Origin of the sequence: Candidatus Nitrosotenuis aquarius, from assembly GCF_002787055.1 — an archaeon.
Lineage (GTDB): Archaea > Thermoproteota > Nitrososphaeria > Nitrososphaerales > Nitrosopumilaceae > Nitrosotenuis > Nitrosotenuis aquarius.
In genome coordinates this window covers 1,139,040-1,160,050 of sequence record NZ_CP024808.1, presented here as the reverse complement: position 1 = coordinate 1,160,050, position 21,011 = coordinate 1,139,040, and the positions used below count along the sequence as shown (strand labels likewise).

Here is a 21,011-nt window from a genome sequence, read left to right as displayed (position 1 = left end):
AACACAGATTTAATAGATTCCGTAGGAGCTCACATACAATGAAGTCTTGGGCGTTACTCTACTTGATATTATCTTCTGCATTTGTAATGCCAGCTCATAATGTCTTTGCTCTAAACGAAGATCCCGATATAATCTGGACTGGAGCAGGTGGTGACACTGATTGGTTTAATGTCAATAACTGGGATCTAGGCCGACTTCCAGATAGTGGAGAAATAATTGGAATCCCATTTGTTCCTTCAAGTCCAATTGTCAACATGACTTCAGATTTTACAGTAGACAGTATTCTTGAAGTTGATCCAGGCGTTACCCTTAACGTTGATAGTGGAGCTATTCTGACAGTAAACAATCTTGTATTATCAAACGGTGACTTGGCAAATGATGGTACAATAGAAATACAGGGACAGGTGACTGCTGATGAGATCCTCAACTATGGTACTGTGAATATTTTCACCGATCTTACCGTCGATAATATTATCAACCATGGTGTGATAACAAACGAAGAAAACTTTGTAGTTCGCATTCATTTTATCAATACCGCGCAATTAAACAATAACAATGGTTCTTTTGATAACGACAATACTTCGACTACTGATAATTATGGCATCATTACCAACTTGGATAATCTAAATAATTATGGAATCTTTAACAATTTTGGCACAATTACCAATAGCGGTGACATGAGAAATGAAGGTACTTTTGTAAATGATGGTACCATTGAAAATAATGGAACAATTAGCGTAGATTGTGATAGCCCAATAGGTGGTAACATAATTGGCTCTGCACCACAAGAAGATGATTGCGATGTTGATGTAACTCCTCCAGTGTTTGATCCTCTAACTGTACCTGCAAGCTTTACAGTAGAGGCATTTCCACCAAATAACGAAGTAATCTTTGTAACTCCAGAAGCTAATGATGATGTTGATGGATTAGTCCCAGTAGCATGTATCCTAGTTGAAGGAAGCATCCCAGCACCACCAGTCCAAGTATCTGCATTAGGGGACTACGCAGTGAGCTGTACTGCGGAGGATGCTGCCGGAAACCAAGCAACCATATCGTTCACAATAACTGTAGAAGATACACAACCACCAATCATTCAGGCGCCCCCAGATCAAACATTCCAAGCAACCGACATACTAACTCCACTTGACGAGACAGATTATGGCACTGCAACAGCAACAGATGCTCTACCAGTAACCATAACAAACAATGCTCCATCAGAATTCCCGCTTGGCGATACAACAATAACATGGACCGCAACAGATACTTCGGGCCATTCTTCGACGGCTACTCAAATCATAACAATAGAAGACACTACAGCCCCCACCGTCATAATAGAGTCACTCCCAGCCATAACAGGCATCATATCTCACACACTTGATGTTACATTTAGCGAGCCGGTAACAGGACTAGACGCATCCGACTTTGCAACATTAGGACTGACAATTGACAGCTTATCCGGCTCTGGCGCCACCTACCAAATCCAAGTAACACTGACAGAAGGATTCAACTCTGTATCGCTTCCAGCCGGCTCGGCTATTGATGCTGCCACCAACGGCAACGAAATATCAGTCGAGGTCACCTCAACACTGGATACCATCCAGCCATCAGTAACAATTGATCCAGTGACGTCCCCAACAAGCAACCAAACCCCGACAATCACTGGTACTGCAGAACCTGGCTCCATACTCACAGTGACGGTTGGAACACAGATATTTGGACCAATAACGGTGGCCCCATCAGGCATATGGTCAGTAGGACCAACTGCACCGCTTGGTGATGGCACATTTACCATAAACGCATCAGCAGTAGATCAGGCGGGAAATATTGGTACTGCAACACCACAATCGTTTACTGTAGATACCATCCAGCCATCAGTAACAATTGATCCAGTGACGTCCCCAACAAGCAACCAAACCCCGACAATCACTGGTACTGCAGAACCTGGCTCCATACTCACAGTGACGGTTGGAACACAGATATTTGGACCAATAACGGTGGCCCCATCAGGCATATGGTCAGTAGGACCAACTGCACCGCTTGGTGATGGCACATTTACCATAAACGCATCAGCAGTAGATCAGGCGGGAAATATTGGTACTGCAACACCACAATCGTTTACTGTAGATACCATCCAGCCATCAGTAACAATTGATCCAGTGACGTCCCCAACAAGCAACCAAACCCCGACAATCACTGGTACTGCAGAACCTGGCTCCATACTCACAGTGACGGTTGGAACACAGATATTTGGACCAATAACGGTGGCCCCATCAGGCATATGGTCAGTAGGACCAACTGCACCGCTTGGTGATGGCACATTTACCATAAACGCATCAGCAGTAGATCAGGCGGGAAATATTGGTACTGCAACACCACAATCGTTTACTGTAAACATTACTCCACCAGTAGTAACGGTGGACTATATCTTCACAAATGATTCTACCCCAACTCTTACTGGCACAATTAATGATCCATCAGCTACCATCTCAGTTACAATAAATAGCAATACTCATACAGCCACCAATGAAGGCAGCACATGGACAATTGACTTTGCAACATCTCTCTTGGAGGGTACTTATGATGTACAAGTAACAGCAACAGACTCTATTGGAAATGTTGGAACTGATAATACACTAAATGAATTAACAATAGACACTACAGCCCCCACCGTCATAATAGAGTCACTCCCAGCCATAACAGGCATCATATCTCACACACTTGATGTTACATTTAGCGAGCCGGTAACAGGACTAGACGCATCCGACTTTGCAACATTAGGACTGACAATTGACAGCTTATCCGGCTCTGGCGCCACCTACCAAATCCAAGTAACACTGACAGAAGGATTCAACTCTGTATCGCTTCCAGCCGGCTCGGCTATTGATGCTGCCACCAACGGCAACGAAATATCAGTCGAGGTCACCTCAACACTGGATACTATTCCGCCAAGCGCACCAGTAATCACGACTCCAAGTAATGGTGCATTTCTTGGAACTAATCTAGTTAGTATAACTGGAACTCATAACGAACCAGGAGCTACAATTGATGTATTTGTAAATGGAATATCTCATGGCACTACAACAGTTCAACCAGACGGAACATGGGAATTGGATCTCTCGCTGGCAGATAACACCTATCAATTCGTTGCAAGAGCATATGATGCAATAAACAACGAATCCCCACAATCTAATTTTGTAACAGTTACAATAGATACACAGGCACCTGACACTACGATAACATCACCTGCAGATAATTCTGTTACAAATATTTCCACACCTACCATCACAGGTTTGACCGAACCTAATGCAATAGTACACGTATTTGTTGACAACACCGAAATCGGAACTACTATCGCAGAACCTGATGGCTCTTGGTCATTTCCAATAACCACGCCGCTTTCTGATGATACTTATACAATTGAGGCAGCAGGCGAGGACTCGTTAGGCAATATTGACGAATCTCCTGCATTCATCACATTAACAATAGACACTACAGCCCCCACCGTCATAATAGAGTCACTCCCAGCCATAACAGGCATCATATCTCACACACTTGATGTTACATTTAGCGAGCCGGTAACAGGACTAGACGCATCCGACTTTGCAACATTAGGACTGACAATTGACAGCTTATCCGGCTCTGGCGCCACCTACCAAATCCAAGTAACACTGACAGAAGGATTCAACTCTGTATCGCTTCCAGCCGGCTCGGCTATTGATGCTGCCACCAACGGCAACGAAATATCAGTCGAGGTCACCTCAACACTGGATACTATTCCGCCAAGCGCACCAGTTATAACAAGTCCTATTGATGGAACAACTACATCTGATAACACCCCAACAATCACTGGAACTGGAGAAATAGGCGCAACAATTAATGTCTTTGACGGAACAATATCTCTTGGTACAACTATAGTACAACCAGATGGAACTTGGTCGTTTATCACCGCGACCTTGCCTGATGGTACACATACATTTACGGCAACCCAAGTTGATCAAGCAGGAAATACAAGCTTGCCATCCGTACCGGTTCTGTTGACCATCATCTCAGTACCAAACAATATTGTATTATCAGGTATAATCCGCGACTTTAAGATCTCACACCCAGACTTTGAAGAAAATGAAATCTTTACTGATCTTGGAATAGTGCAAACTGCGCTTGCCACAGATAAAGAACCAATTTACAATGGAAACCCAACAACTGGCACAAGAACCACATCTGGACTTGTCAACTATAATCAATGGTATAACCACGTAAATACAATAAATGACTGTACTACATACGACATTACACTAAACGGCTCAACTTCCAATCCAAACATATTTGTCTACAACAACACTTCATTCTTCCCAATTGATGGACAGCTATTTGGCAATGAAGGAAAACCACACAACTACCATTTCACATACCAAGTAAATGCCAAATTCACATACCAGTCAGGCCAGAATCAATTCATCACACTGAGCGGTGATGATGACATATGGGTCTTTATCAATGGAAATCGAGTCATCGATTTGGGAGGGGTTCATCCTATTCAGTCAGCTACAATACGACTTGATACACTAGGATTGACATCTGGACAAACTTATGACTTTGCACTATTCTTTGCAGAAAGACAGACTACACAGTCAGATCTTGGGGTCTCTACTAATGTCCAGTTTACACCAGTCCCAGCAGGACAATGCAAGGCAGTAGATGCTGTAAATGACAGCGCAACTACTAATGGAATTCCAGTAACAATTAATGCATTATCCAATGATTCTGGAATAACTACAATCAACTCTATTACTGCTCCAACAAGTGGTACTGCAGTAATCTCTGGAACATCAATAGTTTATACTCCAGCCTCAGGATTTGCAGGAACTGAATATCTTACTTACGAGGGTGTCAACACCAGTGGTGCATCAGACACTGCAACCATCATAATCACTGTGGGACCACCAGTACAGCTCTATTGTGGATTACCAGAATCATCATACTTTAAGGTAATAAGAGGAACAAACGGTAACGACAACCTAGTTGGAACACAACAAAATGATCTGATCCTAGGAAATGGAGGCAAGGACAACATAGAAGGACTTGGAGGAGATGACTGTATCTATGGAGGAGATGGAGATGACAAACTAAACGGTAACAATGGAAACGATACGATTTATGGCGGATCTGGCAAAGACAACATTTCAGGAAATAATGATGATGACAGTTTGTACGGTGAAGACAATGACGATAAAATAGAAGGCGGAAATGGAGACGACCTAATTGATGGAGGAAACAACAAGGACGAGTGCAAGGGTGGAAATGGCAACAATACCATACTGCAATGTGAAAAGGGAGATCAGAATACTGGAAGCACAAAAAGACTGACAGGAACAATTAGGGATTTCAAGGCATCCTTCCCAGACATGGAACAAGGATGTAGTGGTTTATTGTGTGATGGAGTTGAACTCGGAATAGTCAAGAATACCCTTGGCTCAGACAACAAACCAGTGTTCAACCAAGAAAAACCGTCAACAAACGGAGCTACGAACTTTAACAAATGGTACAATGATGTTTCTGGAACCAACATGGCAAAGCCATTTACAGTAACGCTCAAACAATCAAACTCAGATCCTAACATTTACACATTCGATTCCGGTGATGGATTCTTCCCAATAGATGATGAATTGTTTGGAAATGAGAGAAGGAACCATAATTATCACTTTACTCTAGAATTGCACTCTACATTCCAGTTCCAAAATGGACAAATGTTCAAGTTCACAGGAGACGATGATCTGTGGGTCTTTGTAGACAAAAAACTTGTAATGGATCTTGGTGGTGTACATCCAGAGAGCTCCAAAACAATTACCTCTGCTAATCTAGTAGCATTAGGCCTAACTCCTGGACAAACATACCAAATGGATATCTTCTTTGCAGAAAGACAAACTACCGAGTCTAACTTTAGAATCGATACATCATTTGGAATGAGCTAAGGAAACGCGGTCTCTTTTAATAATACTGAGTCAAGCTCTGAAATCTTTATTCTATCTTGACTCATAGAGTCACGTCTTCTCAAAGTTACTGTTTCATCTTCCAATGTTTGATGATCTATTGTTATTGCAAATGGGGCTCCAACCTCGTCTAACCTCCGGTATCTTCTGCCTATAGCACCAGAATGATCCAAAAACGCATCATACTTTCGTTTTATTGCAAGAAATATCTCGTCAGTTTTCTCCTTCAAACCGTCCTTTTTGACCAAAGACAAAACCCCTACGTGGACTGGCGCCAAGTACGGCCTAATAGAAAGCACAATTCTGTCGTTTTCCTTTTCCTCTCGCAAACCATGCTCTAGTATCGTATACAAGGAACGGTCAATCCCCATTGATATCTCAAACACATGCGGCAAGACCTTTTGCTCATCGTCTAGCACCTCGAATTTTTCCTTGGATTTTGTAGCATGACTGGTCAAGTCATAGTCAGATCTATAGTTGCATGCAACAAGCTCCAGCCAGCCTATTGTGGTCTGCACCTCAAAGTCAAAGGCAACTGTAGCATAGAACGCCTTTTCCTTTTCTCCCAGTCTACGGAATCTTGATTTGGTCATATCGATTCCAGTTTTTTCGTAGAATTCTGTCAGCAAGCCAAGATAATACGCAACAAACTTGTTTGGCAGAATTCCAGAATCAACTGCCTCCTGGCATGTCATCGCCTTGAGCGAATTGTCAATCCATAGTCGAATCGTGGTGTTTTGTACTTGGGTGAATCTATCCAAGTCGTTCAGCTTGGCGGGATTGCAAAACACCTCAATTTCCGCCTGATAAAATTCGCGCAATCTCAATAATGACTGTCTAGGAGAGATCTCGTTTCGAAAGCTTTTCCCAATTTGGGCAATACCTAGTGGTAATTTACCCCTCATTGTCTTGAAGAGTCTTGGAAAATCTACAAAAATGGACTGACATGTCTCTGGTCGTAGATATGCAGCCTCTGCCTCAGGACCAATCTCTACTTTGAACATCATGTTGAACTTTCGTGCCCGCTCAAACTCGCCCTTGCATTTTGGGCATCGAATGTTTTTCTCTGTTACAACCTTGTCGAATTCTGGCAGGTCAGCGCTTTCCGGAATCTCTATTCTTGTCTGCTCAAAGATAAGCTTGTCCACCCTGTAATTCAGCTTGCAGCTAATACAGCGTACAACAGGGTCTGCAAAGCTTGCCAGATGACCTGATGCCTCAAAGACAGACTTTGACATTATCTGCGAGCCATCTATTTCCAGCATTCCATCACGCCTTAGTAGTTCTCGTCTCCACAATTCAATGAACTTGGTCTTCATTGATACGCCAGACGGACCATATTCCCAAAATCCGGCCTGTGCGTCTGCATAAATCTCACAGCTAGGAAAGTAAAATCCACGCTCCAGCGCAAGCTGCATTACACTATCATAATTCATTGCTATACTATCCTATGTCGGAATAAATTTCAAGCTATGCAATCTCTTTTACCTTTTTAATATTGCCAAAATCATCACGTGTACCATCAATCGGAGTTTCCAGAATTATTGGAATGTCTTTTTTGTTTGCAAGCTTGACTACAGCCGCCATTCCACGCTCGCCTATTTTGCCCAAGCCAATGTGCTCATGTCTGTCCAGATTTGATCCAAGTTCGCCCTTGGAGTCATTTAGGTGCAAGATCTTCAAGTTCTCAAATCCTACTGTTTCATCAAATTTTTTGAATGTCTCAGACACGTCTTTTTCTGTTCGAAGATCATACCCATATGCAAACGCATGACACGTATCAAGACAAACTCCAAATCTGTTCTTTGGCTTTAACTTGGAAAATATTTCCGACCACTGGGCAAACTCAGAGCCAACAGAGTTTTTCTGCCCCGCGGTATTTTCTAGTAGTATGGTGACATCGTTTTTCACCTCGGCTGCTTTTTCAAATGCTTTCACCAATTGAGAAATCCCTTTTTCCTCTCCCTCACCCATATGGCTTCCCAAATGTGCAACCAAATATGGAATACCAATCTCCCCGCATCTCTGTACTTCTTTTACCAAGACAGAAACGGATTTTGCATGTGTAGCAGAGTTTGGCGATGCCAAGTTTGGCAAGTATGGCATGTGAGCAACGGTTGCAAGTCTGTCTATTTTGCTTGCAGATAGTTTGTCCTTGAATTCCTGAGCATCTTTTTTTGAAATGTCTTTTGCAGTCCACATTCTTGGACTGCGAGTAAATATCTGAAATGCAGAACACTCACGTTCTACTGCATTATCAATTGCTGCAGAAAGCGAGCCAGAAATGGATACATGAAGTCCCACTCGCATATTGTTTTCCTATACCATCATAATTTAAACCAAAATCAGGCTCTGATTTTTAACTAGAAATTATGTTATATCATTTGTGAAGCTCGGAACAGAAGAGATTGCAAAATATCCGTTTCTTACAGAGGCAGGAAATTACCTGCGCGAAAAAGGATTCACACTAGAGCAGTTTGGTAATGATGCGGATCTCAAGCCAATAATTGATCTGGCGCTATCTCGAATCCAGACAGCAGCAGACGGCAAAATATTCAATTCCGATTTTTCCATCAAAAACCTAGACATTGAAGTCTTTTCCTTTCTTGTAGCAGTAATACTGCTCAAGCAGACCAACATGAATACGCTAATCAAAAGATTCTCTCTGGCAGAGGCAAGACGTGCAGAAAAATTCCTAGAAAAAGACCTAATCAACTCCCATACAAACGAGGAGCTTGCAATCAAAATAATCAAAGATCTGTTCTCAATGAATGTCACAAAGTCCGGAGATTATTTTGTCATACCTGCATCTGATTATCTGATGCATTCGGTGCATTTTCACGAACAAGAATGGAAGCTGGTCAACAGGCTAGTCGATGGCGGCAAGGTCTTCCTTTCCGCACATGAAACCGTCCGCTTGATACGAAAAGAGCTTGACAATTTTATTGCAAAAAAAATCCAATCCGCAAGCATTCCTAGTATACCAGAGTCATTTAGAAAACCAATTGACACATTACTGACACTGGCAAAAAAATTCACAGTCCAAATTGTGGAAACGACAGAACAGCCTCCATGCATCAAGCACGCCCTAGAAATACTACACAAGAGTGAAAACCTACCGCATTCCGGCAGGTTCATGCTCGCAACGTATCTTCTCAACAAGGGCCAAACAATAGAGGAGATCGCACCGCTTTTCAAAAATGCGCCAGACTATAACGAAAAAATCACACTATACCAGCTAAAGCACCTGGCAGGAAACTTTGGAAGTGGCACCAAATACGCATGCCCTTCATGCGAAAAGCTAAAAAGCGAAAATCTTTGCTTTGCCACGCCAGAATGCGCAGGCATAATCAATCCATTACAGTTTGGGAGGAAAAAGATCCCAAATGCATGACAAAGACGTAAAATTCCTAGAGGATGCATTCAAGAAATATTATTTTGATCATTTTGATCTGATTCATACGCCAAAAAACCCCGAGATGCGCGAGTTTGGCTATCAAAAATTCAATTCCGGCATGACTAGGCACATCTCGCTAAAATCAGACAAGGAACTGCATCTGTTGTTGATGAAAAACATTCCGTCTGATGTGTATTGCTCCAATGCGCGTTATTCATTCCCAAATTTGCCAATGGCAGAAAAAGACTGGCAAAATGCCGATCTAATATTTGACATTGACGCAAAAGACCTGCAGCTGCCTTGCAGGCAAAACCACACCATCAAAAAATGCACCTCTTGCGGTAATATTGGCAATTCCGAATCATGCACACAATGCAATGCAACCAAGTTTGACACAGTATCGGTGTTGTGCAATGACTGCATTGCCGGGGCAAAAAAAGAGCTCAACAAGCTGATTACAATTCTGACAAATGATCTTGGCATACCAAGGCAAAACATTACTGTGTATTTTTCAGGAAACGAGGGGTTTCATGTCCATGTCACTTCAGCATATGAAACCCTAGATTCCAGGCACAGAGCAGAGCTCGTAGATTATCTGACATTTCGCGGAGCAATTCCAGAAACCTTTGGCGCCCGGACAAATTTCGCAAAGTCAGTATTCCCAGACCTTGACGACAAGGGCTGGCTGGGCCGAGTATCAAAGGCAGTCTTTGGAGCAAAATCAAACAAGGCCAAAATATCAAAGCAGATAATATCTGAAGGATATTTCCCTTTCAAAAAAAAGATAGAGTCACTACAAAAAGAGTTGGGTGCGCAAATAGACCCAAATGTCACAATCGATGTTCACCGAATATTTCGACTGGGCGGCACAATCAACTCCAAGTCAGGACTAACCAAGACGCTTTGCACGGATATTGCCAAATTCAATCCAGGTATGGACGCCTGCTTTATTGACGAAAGCGAAGTTTCCGTGCTTGCCGACTGTCCAGTATCGTTTAGGCTCAGAAACAAAAAGTTCGGGCCCTACCACAAAGAGCGGACAAGCGTGCCAAAATACGCCGCAGTCTACATGATTTGCAAGGGCTGTGCCAGTGTTTCCTAGGCGCAAAACTATCCCCAAGACATTAATTTATCTAAAATTGAGCAAATTTTGAATTTGTACAGTTCCTCGCAGTCTAGTTCATCGCCCCCAGGCGCAGGCAAGCTAATCCGACTTGGCATAGTCGGCATAATTGGAATTATTGTGCTAGTCATGGTTGGAAATCAGGGCGTCATATTGTCAATGAACATGACAGAGTTTGGCGACCAGTTCACAAAACCACTCCAATATTCCTTGATCTCTGCGGTGGTCTTGGCCGCAATAGCGCTAGTCAACGTAGATGCCAAGAACCGCTCCTCAATTGTATGGTATTCAATTCATGTGATGGTGACATTCCTGAACAGAACAACACACGATCCGGTAACAAAAAACATTTCCAGTTTTAGGGATTACAAGCTAAGTGTCCCGCAGTTTGCAATTTGGCAGATCACCAAGATCCTCCTCTTTGGCGCATTCTTTGTCAATATCATGTTCGGCCTTGCACTGACACATCTCCTAGATGGAAACGATCTTGGAGTAGACAAGCTTCCAAATCTGTTTTCACTGCCGTTTAATACCCCGCAATCATCCAATGCCGCACTCACAGTAATAGAACTAATTCCGGCACTAACGATTCTAGTCCCACCCCTTTTAGGAGTAATTGGAATAAGGCTGGGACTATACGTCGGGCTACACTCTATAGTCAAGGTAATTACGTCTTACATTTCTGATTCGTCCCAAGGCAAGCCCAAGTTCCTCAATTATGTTTCCACTATAGAGGCAGTCATAGGAATAGGCATAATCTGGGCCGGAATCAACATGTTCTTTACAGAACAAATCGATTACAACACAAAATATGTAATTGGCGGAACACTAGGTGCAGGCTTTATCCTAATTGCATTTGCAATCTATGATAAGATTCGCTCCAAGGTCCTGACTCACCCAATCAAGCGCGACATCTACATCAGGGTTTTTGCGCTAATTGCGATTGGAATCATCGCTGGAACAATAATGGCGGTAAACAACAGTATTGCAGATACCCGCAAAATCGAGTACCTAGGCCCATACACCCAGCAACAAATCACACTCAACAGATACCTAGGAGAGCTAGACAAAATTACTGTAACAACAAATGATGTCAAGCTTACATCAATTTCTCCAAACAACATCAAGTCCTACATGGAGCAAAACCGAGATGTCTTGGATTCTGTTAGGATCTGGGACTGGGAGGCTGCGTTTGCCAAGCTAAAGCCGGAAATCGGTCTAATCCCGTATATCACATTTGGAGACAATGACATTTTGCGATTCAACAATACCCTGTACTGGACTGCATCAATGAAGCCAGTAATACCTAGCACAGTAAGTCTTGAAAATCGGTGGTACAACGAACACCTAGTTTACACACACGTACCAGAAGGATTCCTTACTCTGGAGGCAACGACGGGCCAGTCGGTTCAAGCTCAGGACCTCTTTTCACAAAGGTCCATCTATTATGGAGAGGGCGGCCTGTTCCAAGAAACATGGTCTGCATTTCCAACCAATCGTGAAGGCACAAGTGCAGAAATTACCAATGCCTTGTACTCAGGCGCAGGCGGAATAACACTAGCTCCGCCACTAAGCTGGGTCTTTGAGCCAAACTTTTTGCTCTCATATCCAAACACATCAGTCCATGTCATGAGATACAAGGACGTCTATGACAGAATGGAAACACTATATCCGTATTTCCTGTATAATCTATTTGGACAAAAGCTAGACATCTATCCAGTCACCGATGGCACAAGCACATATTGGCTAGTGCCGCTAATAATCGGATTTGACACTCATTCGGTACCTTGGTCCATGGGCAATCCGTATCTCAGATTGGTAGGCTTTGCCCTTGTTGATACATACGACGGCGACATTACTCTGCTCAAGCACGGCGATGATTATTTTGCAGATATATTGGAATCCCAATATGGAGACAAGTTTTTGCCAATTCCGTCTTGGCTTACCGAGCAGATTCGCTATCCGCAGGAACTATTCACGTGGAAGACAGAGATGTTCAACATTTACCACGTAACTGACACTGAGACGTTCATCCAGGCAAACACGTTCTTCCAGATTCCAGAAAAAATAGACGCATACTATATTCAGGCAAAACCGCCGGGATTTGACAGTACTCAATTCCTAGGATTATTGTCTTTGGAGCTCCGAGATTCTAGAGGAAAAAACCTCTCTGGATACATGATAGTGGAAAATGACTTGCCAACACTTGGCAACATGCATTTCTATCAAGTCCCGCTCAACTCTACTACAAAGCTTATCGGCCCAACAGCAGTAAGAGAAGCGCTAGAAAAAGACAATAATTTTGCACAGCTAAAGACATTGCTTCGAACCCCAAGAATTGGCGACAACATCTTGTACAAGGTGGGTGAGCATGACGTGTATTTCATTCCGGTGTATACAGCAGGCTCTGGAGAAGGAGTAGTGGCCCAGCTAGGAACAATTGCCGCAGTCGGCGCCGCATTTAACGGAGAATACTATGTCGGGTTGGGCAGTACGCAACAAGAGGCCTTTGAGGCATATTTGCAAAAGCTGGCAGGAGTAGTTCCGTCATCTACAGCATCCAAGCCAGAGCCAGGATTTGACAAAGAGGCAAGAATTGCGAAATTAAAGTCAGCATTTGAGGAAAAAGGACTGGAGATAGTCACACCTACAAGCCTATCTGTTCCTTTGTCGTTTAAGGAGGGTGAAGTATCACTGTTCTCACAAATTGACGCCGAGGCAACAGACAAGCTACTAGATAAATTCCTAGACGAATTTGTCCTGCAAAAGACAAGGCGAGTCCTGATATGGCAAGAACAAGACACCATCAACATTGGTGTCCTATCCACAGTCGAAGGCGTGCCTGAGCTCCACTATATCTCTGTGATTGTAGGCAAGTAATCACAAATAAAAGAAGTATTTTCCTAAACTTCTCTAATGTTATTACTAGTGGATAATGGATCCGTATTTACAAAAAAGATTGTCGAGTTTTTGGATTTTGCAAAAACAGATCATGTTTCCTCGCCATTTGATAAAATAAACCCAAATGATCTTAACAAATCTGATTCCATAATTCTTTCCGGGCGACGACACAACGACCAGAAAATGAATGCACTAAACTCCAAAATCATCAACCATTGTATAGTACAAAACAAACCAATGCTTGGGATCTGTTACGGAGCAGAAATTCTTGCACTAACGGTAGGTGGCACCATTCGTAAAATGTCCTCAATACAAAAGGGACCAAGCACCATACAAGTAACACAGCAAAATCCTCTGTGTAGTGGTATGGTGCAAGTGTACCAAAGCCACAGCTATGAGATATCCACACTAGGCAAATCACTCATACAGCTAGCACACTCTGATTCCTGCAAATATGAGATAATCCAATACAAGAATTCCAAAATCTATGGAACACAATTCCATCCAGAAATGACCCACGACGGACTATTCCTAATTGAGAAATTCATCAAACTCTGATCAGTATTAATACAAAACACCAGGCTCAAAAAATAATGAGTGAGCACGAACTCTTACTTCCACAGGTAACCGAGGAAAACATTTGTCTTCCTTTGGCAATAAGTGCTGTCTCAAAATATTGGAACGTTAACCTGCCAATATCGGAGGCAAAGGAAATTGCAAAAAAATACCCAAACGTCCGGGGAAGTATTCTAATTGAGGGAATCGAGCTTGCAGAGCGACACGGCCTAGGCAGCCTAATTCTGCACTCTACCATACCAGAGCTAAAAAAAATAATCGACATGGGAATTCCACCAATTGTTATTTTACCAGGACTGTACGAGACAGTCCAGCACGCATCAGTGATTTCCGGCTATGATGATTCTGAAAAGACAATCATCCATTATATCCCACAGCAGGACCAAATTGGCGCAATACCTCAAAAACAATTTGAAAAACTCTGGCAAGAAGACGGCATGCTGATGATACTGCTTGCCCCGCCAGACATCATATCCAAAATACATGTAGAAAACAAGTCCAAGGAAAAATCAAACCGGCTCTGCTTTGTATCTGAGAAGCTAAACTTGCAGGCAAAACCAGACGAGGCAATAAAATCACTAAAGGAGGCAATCACACTTGATGCCTCTAACTCTACTGCATTGTGCCTTTTAGGCGGAATATACAATGAGAAAAACTTGGCAGAGTGCGTCTCATATTACCAAAAAAGCATAGACTCTAACAAAAAATGCTATCTGGCGTATAGGGGCCTAGGCAACTATTACCTCAAAACAAAACAGTACGACAAGGCAGAATCAAACTATTCTTCCGCAATAGAAATAAACGAAAGCAGGTTTGGCCCAATTTACAAAAACCGCGGAATTGTGTACATGTCGCAAAACAAAAACAAGCAAGCAAAACAGGACTTTGAAAACTATCTAAAATATTCCCCAAACGCCAAAGACAAAGCAGACATACTACAAGCAATAAAGGAACTCTAGTGCGGAGTGCGGGAATTGAACCCGCGACCTTCAGCTTGGGAAGCTGACGTCCTGCCAGGCTGGACTAACACCGCGCAGATCGAGTTTTTCTAATTAGCGTTAATATAGTTTTGAGAATATTACACTACCATGGATGCAAAGTGCCCAGAATGCGACAGGGTTGCAAAGCTAGACGATGATGTAACGCAGGTAAAATGCCCGCACTGCAATTTTGAAGCAGACTATGACACTTATTTGGAAATAATGAAGGACAAGGCAGTCAACATGTCGATTGATTATCTGCCAAAAAGGCCAGGACTATAATCTACCAGAAAGAGCCCTTGTCTGAGCAGTCAAGGTGAGCACCACAATTACTACAAACCATGTGGCATGCTTGCATGTCGTCCATTTTGTTGTTGCATCTGGGGCATGCGATTTCTTCTTTCATGGTGTTTATTGTGGATCATTTGCTTTTATTTTTTCACATGGTTTATTAGCAGGCCAAAAAAACTGAGCAATACTTGGCTAACTTTAAGCTAACAATATCGGACAAGAAGGGAAAGTCAGTCTCCAAAGAAATCAAGGACAAAGAGGCAAATGCCTTCATTGGACTGCATCTTGGCGGAGAGGTTGACGCGGCAATTGCAGGCCTTGCAGGAAAACTCAAAATCACAGGAGGCAGCGACAAGTCCGGAATTCCAATGCGCGCAGACATTTATGGCTCTGCAAGAAAGCAAGTCCTCATCTCAAAGGGAGTCGGCCTCAAGCGAGTCAGCGACGGCCAACGCAAAAGACGACTAATGCGAGGAAACACAATTTCCGAAGAGATCTATCAGCTGAACTGCTCCTATGATGGCGAGCTCAAAATAGAAGAAGCACCTCCGGCAGAAAACAAGGCATAACTTAACATAGTACAGTTTTCGAAGTTTTTCATTGCATTGGCGTGAAACTTTACCTGATTGGTATGTAAAAAAATATGGTTACCAACCATGTGTCAACATTGGCACTGCAGGACATGTAGATCACGGCAAAACAACGCTAATCCAGGCACTTACAGGTCAGTGGACTAGCGTTCACAGTCAAGAACTAAAACGAGGAATCACTATTCGCGTTGGCTATTCCGATGCAGCATTTTACAAGTGCAAAAAGTGCGAGGTGCCGCTAGGCTATTCCACAACGCCGACCTGTCCAAATTGCGGAAAGGAAAGCGAGCTGTCCCGAGTAGTCAGTTTTGTGGACAGTCCTGGACACGAAAGCCTCATGGCAAACATGCTCTCTGGCGCTGCACTAATGGATGGCGCACTATTGCTAGTTGCGGCAAACCAAAAGGTCCCTCAGCCCCAGACAAAAGAGCACCTCCTAGCATTGCAAATTCTTGGAATCCAGCAAATTGTCATTATTCAAAACAAAGTTGATCTAATATCATATCAGGATGCGACTGCAAATTATGCCGACATTGTAAAGTTTGTCAAGGGAACCAAGGCAGCAAAGTCCCCAATAATTCCAATTTCTGCCCAATCAAGACTAAACATTGATGCTTTAATTGGCGCAATAGAGGAAACAATTCCTACTCCGGCTAGGGCAGAATCCAAAGAGCCGGTAATGCACGTGTTAAGATCATTTGATGTAAACAAGCCTGGAACCAAAATAAAAGACATCAAAGGAGGTGTAATTGGAGGAAGCCTCACACAGGGAACATTCTCAATAGGTGATGAAATCGAGATAAAGCCAGGAATCCTTAATCCCAAAAAGAACTCTTACGAGCCAATCCGAACCCAAATCATCTCTTTGGGCACGGCTGCAGGAATTGTAGATAATGTAAAGCCTGGAGGCCTAGTGGCAATTGGCACAAAACTTGATCCATCAATGACGCGAAGCGACTCGTTTGTCGGAAGCGTTATTGGCAAGCCAGAAACACTACCAGAGAATGCATCCGATGCACGACTGGAGGTAAGCCTCTTTGATTCTGCAGTTGGAACAATGAATGACATCAAAGTACTGCCAATACAGGTAGGAGAATCCTTGCGATTAAACATTGGCACAGCCCCGGTCTTGGCAAAAGTAGCCAAAGTCAAATCAGAAAAAATCGAGGTCCAGTTCAAGCGACCAGTATGCCTTTTTGAGAAAAGCAATGTTGCACTGAGCCGCAAAATAGAGGACAGATGGAGACTAATTGGTGCAGGAATAGTTGGTTAAGGTAATATGCGATACGAGCTTTCTAATCCATCTAGCTAATCACCGAATCAAAAATCTAGCCACACTTGATACAGACATTGGGGAAATCCAGTTTTTGGTGCCAGATATTGTTCTTGCAGAGCTAAAAAATCTAGCAAAAAAAGAAGAAAAGACCAAGGAGGCAACCGCTACCATACAATACATCAGGAATTTCCAGACAATCAAAATTGGCGGAAGTTTTGCAGATGACTCTATTTTGTCTTATGTCAAAGATACAGGTGGAGTAATCGCAACAATAGACAAGGCCCTAAAACACAAAATAAAAAACCACGGCGGCTCTGTCATATCCATAGCAAACAACAGAATAGTGCTTGAAGCCAGCAAAGGTTTAACTTGATTATTCCAGAATAATACCCATGGAGTACAATGGAGTGCAAATCAAGTGGTACGGCCATGACACCTTTACATTATCATATAGCAGCCTGACTATCTACATTGATCCATACCAGCTAGAAAAAAAAATCAACGCTGACATTGTTCTAGTATCACACAATCATTTTGATCACCTAAGCAATGACGATCTGAAAAAAATATCCACCGAGAAAACCACAATCATTGCAGCAAAGGAATGCCTAGGTCAAATCAAGGCAAAAAACAATCAGATAATTGGAATAGAACCAGGCGAGGAAAAGACTGTTTCAGGCATCAAGATAAGAGCTGTTCCTGCGTACAATCTTGACAAGATAAACCCACAAACAAACCAGCCGTTTCACCCAAAGCAGGACAAAAAGGTCGGATTCATAATAACAATTAACAATTCGACGTTTTATCATGCGGGAGACACTGACTATATCCCTGAAATGAATGGACTGGCACCAGATGTGTTCTTTGTGCCAGTGAGTGGAACATACGTCATGACTGCAAAGGAGGCGGCAAGCTCTGTTCTTGGAGTAAAGCCCAAGCTTGCAATACCGATGCATTATGGAAGCATTATTGGAAACAAAGATGATGCAGAGTCGTTCAAAAAACTTGTTAGTACATGCCAAGTTCAAATACCCACAAAAGAGTAATAAACACACTTTGGGCAAAAAACACAATTGCTTTCTAACAAAAGACTGTTTTCTGTAGGCAGCTTTGAGTTTTACCTACACCATTTACTCATAATTGGAGTTTTGTCATTATCGTTTTCCATATCTGCAATGATTCGAGGCCAGCCAGCAGACTATGGGTTTCAGCTAAACGAGTTTGATCCGTATTTCAACTACCGGGCAACCCAGTTTATAGTAGAAAACGGAATCCCTGCATATTTTGAATGGCACGACGACATGAGCTGGTATCCGTTTGGACGAGATGTTGCAGGAACATCCCAGGTCATGTTGCATATAACCACTGCAGTGCTTTATGGCGCGTTTGGCGGGGATTTGTATGGATTTACAATTGTGTTTCCTCTGATTGTTGGCTCGCTTACTGCGATTGTCGTATTTGCACTTGTTCGGGTAATTGGCGGAACCACCGCTGGCTTGTTTGCGTCACTTATGTATTCTGTATCGTTGCCAATAATCTCAAGGGGCTCGCTTGGCTGGTTCAAGTCTGAACCATTGGGACTGTTCTATGGATTGCTTGCGGTATACCTATTTTTGAGCGGAATAAAATCATCCTCGCACAAAATAGCCGCAGCAAAACTAGTTGGCGGAGGAATACTTCTTGGCTTTGCATTTTCAGCGTGGGGCGGAACCGACTTTTTTGTCCTTCCAATAGGACTTTTCATTTTATCATTGCCATTTACCAGAAAGGATACCAATTTTCTGAGATGGGCAATACCTCTATTCATATTGGGCCTGGCGATCTCACTTGCACCTCTTGAAAGACCAGGCCTTGGGTTCTTTGGCAAGGCAAGCGGCCTTATGATAATCGGCCCGACATTATTCCTGATAGCATCGTCATTTATCCAAAAAATTACTGGTGAGCAAAAGGCGCGACGCTATACTGCGTTGTTTTTAATTGCAATAATACTTGCCGGAATTGGAATACTCTCTGCAAACGTGTTTGGCCTGCCTAGCTTTAGATACCTTAATGCAGTAAATCCGTTTTTGACCACACTTGATCCGTTAACTGACTCTGTAGCAGAGCACGCCACAACCACGGTATTTCAGTCATTTTTGTTCAATTCTGTTTTTATGGTGTTTGCTGGAATCGGAGTCTGGCTTGTCTTTAAGAATCTCACAAATGACGCAAACCAGAGAAGAGACGTCCAAGTATTTGCACTGATCTTTGGCCTGCTTGGCGTATACATTAGCTCCGCATTTATCAGACTGGAATTGTTCTCATCTCTTGCACTTGTGATATTGGGTTCTGTAGGCCTTGCGTTATTGACAAAAGAAATCTTCAAACCCACAAGGCAGGAAAGCAAAAAACTAGTCAAATCTCATCCAAAAACAATCAAGATTTCATTTTTGGTTGTAATTACAATATTTCTGATCACACCAATGATGGTGCCGGCAAGCGCAAATTGGATAAACGGTGGAAAGGCACCGCCAACAATACTGAACGGCGGAAGCAACTACAACATTGCAACAAGTGACTGGCTTGATGCCATGGCCTGGCTTAGGGAAAACACTCCAGATGATGCAGTTGTGGCGTCGTGGTGGGATTATGGTTATTGGATTACGACACTAGGCGAGAGAAGATCCATTGCAGACAATGCTACTTTGATTGACTGGAGAATAGAGCAGATGGCTCAGGCGTTTTTGAGCACGCCTGACCAAGGATGGAAGATACTGCAAGAAATGGACGCAGACTATGTCCTGATTTATGTAGCAGCACAGAGAATCAACACGGAAGATCCTCCACTGTTCTTTGTAAATGGTGGTGGAGATGAGAGCAAAAAACAATGGTTTATGAGAATTGGCGGTTTCGATGTACAACAATTCCTGTACGATGATGGTGTAAGCTCTACCCCAGAGTTTTGGAATAACACTCTACTTGGTAGAATGATTCCATTTACCGTATATGGCTATGTTGATCTTGCAAGCCAAAGACAAGCCGACGCTTATGTTTCAGGATTCACACCAGTGTATATTGATGACATGAAGTATCCAAAAGAAGGAAATGGCCCATTAAAGCTAGCATACATGTCTCCTGGCTTTTTCATAAAGGAAACTGGGGCAATCAATGGTGTTCTGATTTATGAAATAAACAAGAACTATGTGTCGTCAGAAGCTCCAGCCGTACCGGCCACGACGCCAGTAGCCCCAACTGAAACTACAGAATCAACTAATCCAATTGCGACAATATCTACAAACTTTGGTGATATTGTAGTTGAGCTAAATCCAGAAATTGCGCCAAACACGGTTGCAAACTTTGTAAAATTGGCCGACTCGGAGTTCTATGACGGAACCCTATTTCACAGAATCATATCCACATTTGTAATACAGGGAGGAGATCCAAACACAAAGGACCAGCCACCGGGAACATGGGGAACAGGCGGACCTGGCTATACCATCGATGCAGAAATCAGTAATCTCAAGCACACAAAATATGTAGTGTCGATGGCGCGTGGAACCGACATCAACAGCGCAGGCTCGCAGTTCTTTATCATGACTGGCGATGCGCCATTCCTAGATGGCAAGTACACGATATTTGGTAAAGTTATCCAAGGCCAAGAAGTAGTTGACAAAATAGCATCACTACAAACTGATCTAAATGATAGGCCGGTTGACTTTGAGGCGGCACGAATTAAGAGTATTAGAATTTCCTAGTCCTTGAATTTGTTCATTATTCTGTAGCGAGCGTACTTGTCGTCTGGCGAGAATTTGGCAGGATGAGCCGTCACGGTTTTTGCCTGACAAGCGGGACATTCTTCCTTTAGTGTGTATTTTTTGCACTCTGGGCACTTGCGAAGCTGAAACTTCAAG

Annotated in this window: 16 protein-coding genes and 1 tRNA gene; 12 read left to right on the top strand and 5 right to left on the bottom strand. The window is 42.9% G+C overall.

The annotated features are described in order from the left end of the window. The first annotated feature begins 38 nt into the window (after positions 1-38). Positions 39-5,969 (top strand): Ig-like domain-containing protein, encoded by a 5,931-nt coding sequence (locus tag NAQ_RS06790; protein WP_100182815.1) that lies wholly within the window; start codon positions 39-41, stop codon positions 5,967-5,969. Here the strand turns inward: NAQ_RS06790 and glyS are convergent. Further along, complete coding sequence (glyS, locus tag NAQ_RS06785) at positions 5,966-7,423, bottom strand: glycine--tRNA ligase (RefSeq protein ID WP_100182814.1); 1,458 nt, start codon at positions 7,421-7,423, stop codon at positions 5,966-5,968. The two genes, NAQ_RS06790 and glyS, sit on opposite strands and share 4 nt — an antisense overlap. 34 nt (positions 7,424-7,457) lie before the next feature. Then, a complete protein-coding gene (locus NAQ_RS06780) occupies positions 7,458-8,297 on the bottom strand; it encodes a deoxyribonuclease IV (RefSeq protein WP_100182813.1) in 840 nt (279 codons plus the stop codon). A 76-nt stretch (positions 8,298-8,373) separates the two neighbouring features. Between NAQ_RS06780 and NAQ_RS06775 the strand changes: the two genes are divergently transcribed. Genes NAQ_RS06775 through NAQ_RS06755 form a run of 5 tightly spaced genes read left to right on the top strand, consistent with a single transcriptional unit; the run spans position 8,374 to position 14,943 of the window. After that, positions 8,374-9,381 (top strand): DNA primase, encoded by a 1,008-nt coding sequence (locus tag NAQ_RS06775; RefSeq protein WP_100182812.1) that lies wholly within the window; start codon positions 8,374-8,376, stop codon positions 9,379-9,381. Then, positions 9,374-10,486: a DNA primase small subunit domain-containing protein gene (locus tag NAQ_RS06770; protein ID WP_100183502.1), complete on the top strand. Its 1,113-nt coding sequence runs from the start codon at positions 9,374-9,376 to the stop codon at positions 10,484-10,486. Before NAQ_RS06775 ends, NAQ_RS06770 begins: the two co-directional genes overlap by 8 nt. Before the next feature lie 54 nt (positions 10,487-10,540). Further along, the gene (locus NAQ_RS06765; protein ID WP_100182811.1) at positions 10,541-13,387 is read left to right on the top strand and encodes a UPF0182 family protein; all 2,847 of its coding nucleotides are present in this window, start codon (positions 10,541-10,543) and stop codon (positions 13,385-13,387) included. Positions 13,388-13,423: 36 nt separating this feature from the next. Then, the gene (locus NAQ_RS06760) at positions 13,424-13,966 is read left to right on the top strand and encodes a type 1 glutamine amidotransferase (RefSeq protein ID WP_100182810.1); all 543 of its coding nucleotides are present in this window, start codon (positions 13,424-13,426) and stop codon (positions 13,964-13,966) included. Between the two features lie 35 nt (positions 13,967-14,001). Further along, on the top strand, positions 14,002-14,943 hold the full coding sequence (locus tag NAQ_RS06755; RefSeq protein ID WP_100182809.1) for a C39 family peptidase: 942 nt from the start codon (positions 14,002-14,004) through the stop codon (positions 14,941-14,943). Here NAQ_RS06755 and NAQ_RS06750 read toward each other — a convergent pair. Continuing rightward, positions 14,944-15,017: transfer RNA gene (locus tag NAQ_RS06750), tRNA-Gly, on the bottom strand. It abuts the gene before it with no gap. A 55-nt stretch (positions 15,018-15,072) separates the two neighbouring features. On the opposite strand from NAQ_RS06750, the gene NAQ_RS06745 reads away from it, so the two are divergent. Then, on the top strand, positions 15,073-15,246 hold the full coding sequence (locus NAQ_RS06745; RefSeq protein WP_100182808.1) for a zinc-domain-containing protein: 174 nt from the start codon (positions 15,073-15,075) through the stop codon (positions 15,244-15,246). A 1-nt stretch (position 15,247) separates the two neighbouring features. On the opposite strand, the gene NAQ_RS10430 is transcribed toward NAQ_RS06745, so the two are convergent. Then, on the bottom strand, positions 15,248-15,370 hold the full coding sequence (locus tag NAQ_RS10430; RefSeq protein ID WP_256387147.1) for a hypothetical protein: 123 nt from the start codon (positions 15,368-15,370) through the stop codon (positions 15,248-15,250). A gap of 73 nt (positions 15,371-15,443) precedes the next feature. Here NAQ_RS10430 and NAQ_RS06740 point away from each other — a divergent pair, with 73 nt between their 5' ends. Genes NAQ_RS06740 through NAQ_RS06720 form a run of 5 tightly spaced genes read left to right on the top strand, consistent with a single transcriptional unit; the run spans position 15,444 to position 20,855 of the window. Continuing rightward, positions 15,444-15,824: a S6e family ribosomal protein gene (locus NAQ_RS06740; protein WP_100182807.1), complete on the top strand. Its 381-nt coding sequence runs from the start codon at positions 15,444-15,446 to the stop codon at positions 15,822-15,824. Between the two features lie 31 nt (positions 15,825-15,855). Next, the gene (locus NAQ_RS06735) at positions 15,856-17,118 is read left to right on the top strand and encodes a translation initiation factor IF-2 subunit gamma (RefSeq protein WP_100182806.1); all 1,263 of its coding nucleotides are present in this window, start codon (positions 15,856-15,858) and stop codon (positions 17,116-17,118) included. Beyond that, positions 17,111-17,494 carry a PIN domain-containing protein gene (locus tag NAQ_RS06730; protein WP_100182805.1) on the top strand — a complete coding sequence of 128 codons (384 nt, stop codon included), beginning with the start codon at positions 17,111-17,113 and terminating at the stop codon, positions 17,492-17,494. The genes NAQ_RS06735 and NAQ_RS06730 overlap by 8 nt, the downstream gene beginning before the upstream one ends. 19 nt (positions 17,495-17,513) lie before the next feature. Continuing rightward, on the top strand, positions 17,514-18,167 hold the full coding sequence (locus tag NAQ_RS06725; RefSeq protein ID WP_100182804.1) for an MBL fold metallo-hydrolase: 654 nt from the start codon (positions 17,514-17,516) through the stop codon (positions 18,165-18,167). Positions 18,168-18,194: 27 nt separating this feature from the next. After that, entirely contained in the window at positions 18,195-20,855 is a 2,661-nt protein-coding gene (locus NAQ_RS06720) for a peptidylprolyl isomerase (RefSeq protein ID WP_245871562.1), read from the top strand. On the opposite strand, the gene NAQ_RS06715 is transcribed toward NAQ_RS06720, so the two are convergent. Continuing rightward, the gene (locus tag NAQ_RS06715; protein ID WP_100182803.1) at positions 20,852-21,010 is read right to left on the bottom strand and encodes an RNA-protein complex protein Nop10; all 159 of its coding nucleotides are present in this window, start codon (positions 21,008-21,010) and stop codon (positions 20,852-20,854) included. The genes NAQ_RS06720 and NAQ_RS06715 overlap by 4 nt on opposite strands. Between the last annotated feature and the right edge of the window lies 1 nt (position 21,011).

Coding starts and splice junctions, on each gene's coding strand:
- NAQ_RS06790 (WP_100182815.1), top strand. CDS start 39: ATGAAGTCTTGGGCGTTACTCTACTTGATATTATCTTCTGCATTTGTA.
- glyS (WP_100182814.1), bottom strand. CDS start 7,423: ATGAATTATGATAGTGTAATGCAGCTTGCGCTGGAGCGTGGATTTTAC.
- NAQ_RS06780 (WP_100182813.1), bottom strand. CDS start 8,297: ATGCGAGTGGGACTTCATGTATCCATTTCTGGCTCGCTTTCTGCAGCA.
- NAQ_RS06770 (WP_100183502.1), top strand. CDS start 9,374: ATGCATGACAAAGACGTAAAATTCCTAGAGGATGCATTCAAGAAATAT.
- NAQ_RS06760 (WP_100182810.1), top strand. CDS start 13,424: ATGTTATTACTAGTGGATAATGGATCCGTATTTACAAAAAAGATTGTC.
- NAQ_RS06755 (WP_100182809.1), top strand. CDS start 14,002: ATGAGTGAGCACGAACTCTTACTTCCACAGGTAACCGAGGAAAACATT.
- NAQ_RS06745 (WP_100182808.1), top strand. CDS start 15,073: ATGGATGCAAAGTGCCCAGAATGCGACAGGGTTGCAAAGCTAGACGAT.
- NAQ_RS10430 (WP_256387147.1), bottom strand. CDS start 15,370: ATGAAAGAAGAAATCGCATGCCCCAGATGCAACAACAAAATGGACGAC.
- NAQ_RS06725 (WP_100182804.1), top strand. CDS start 17,514: ATGGAGTACAATGGAGTGCAAATCAAGTGGTACGGCCATGACACCTTT.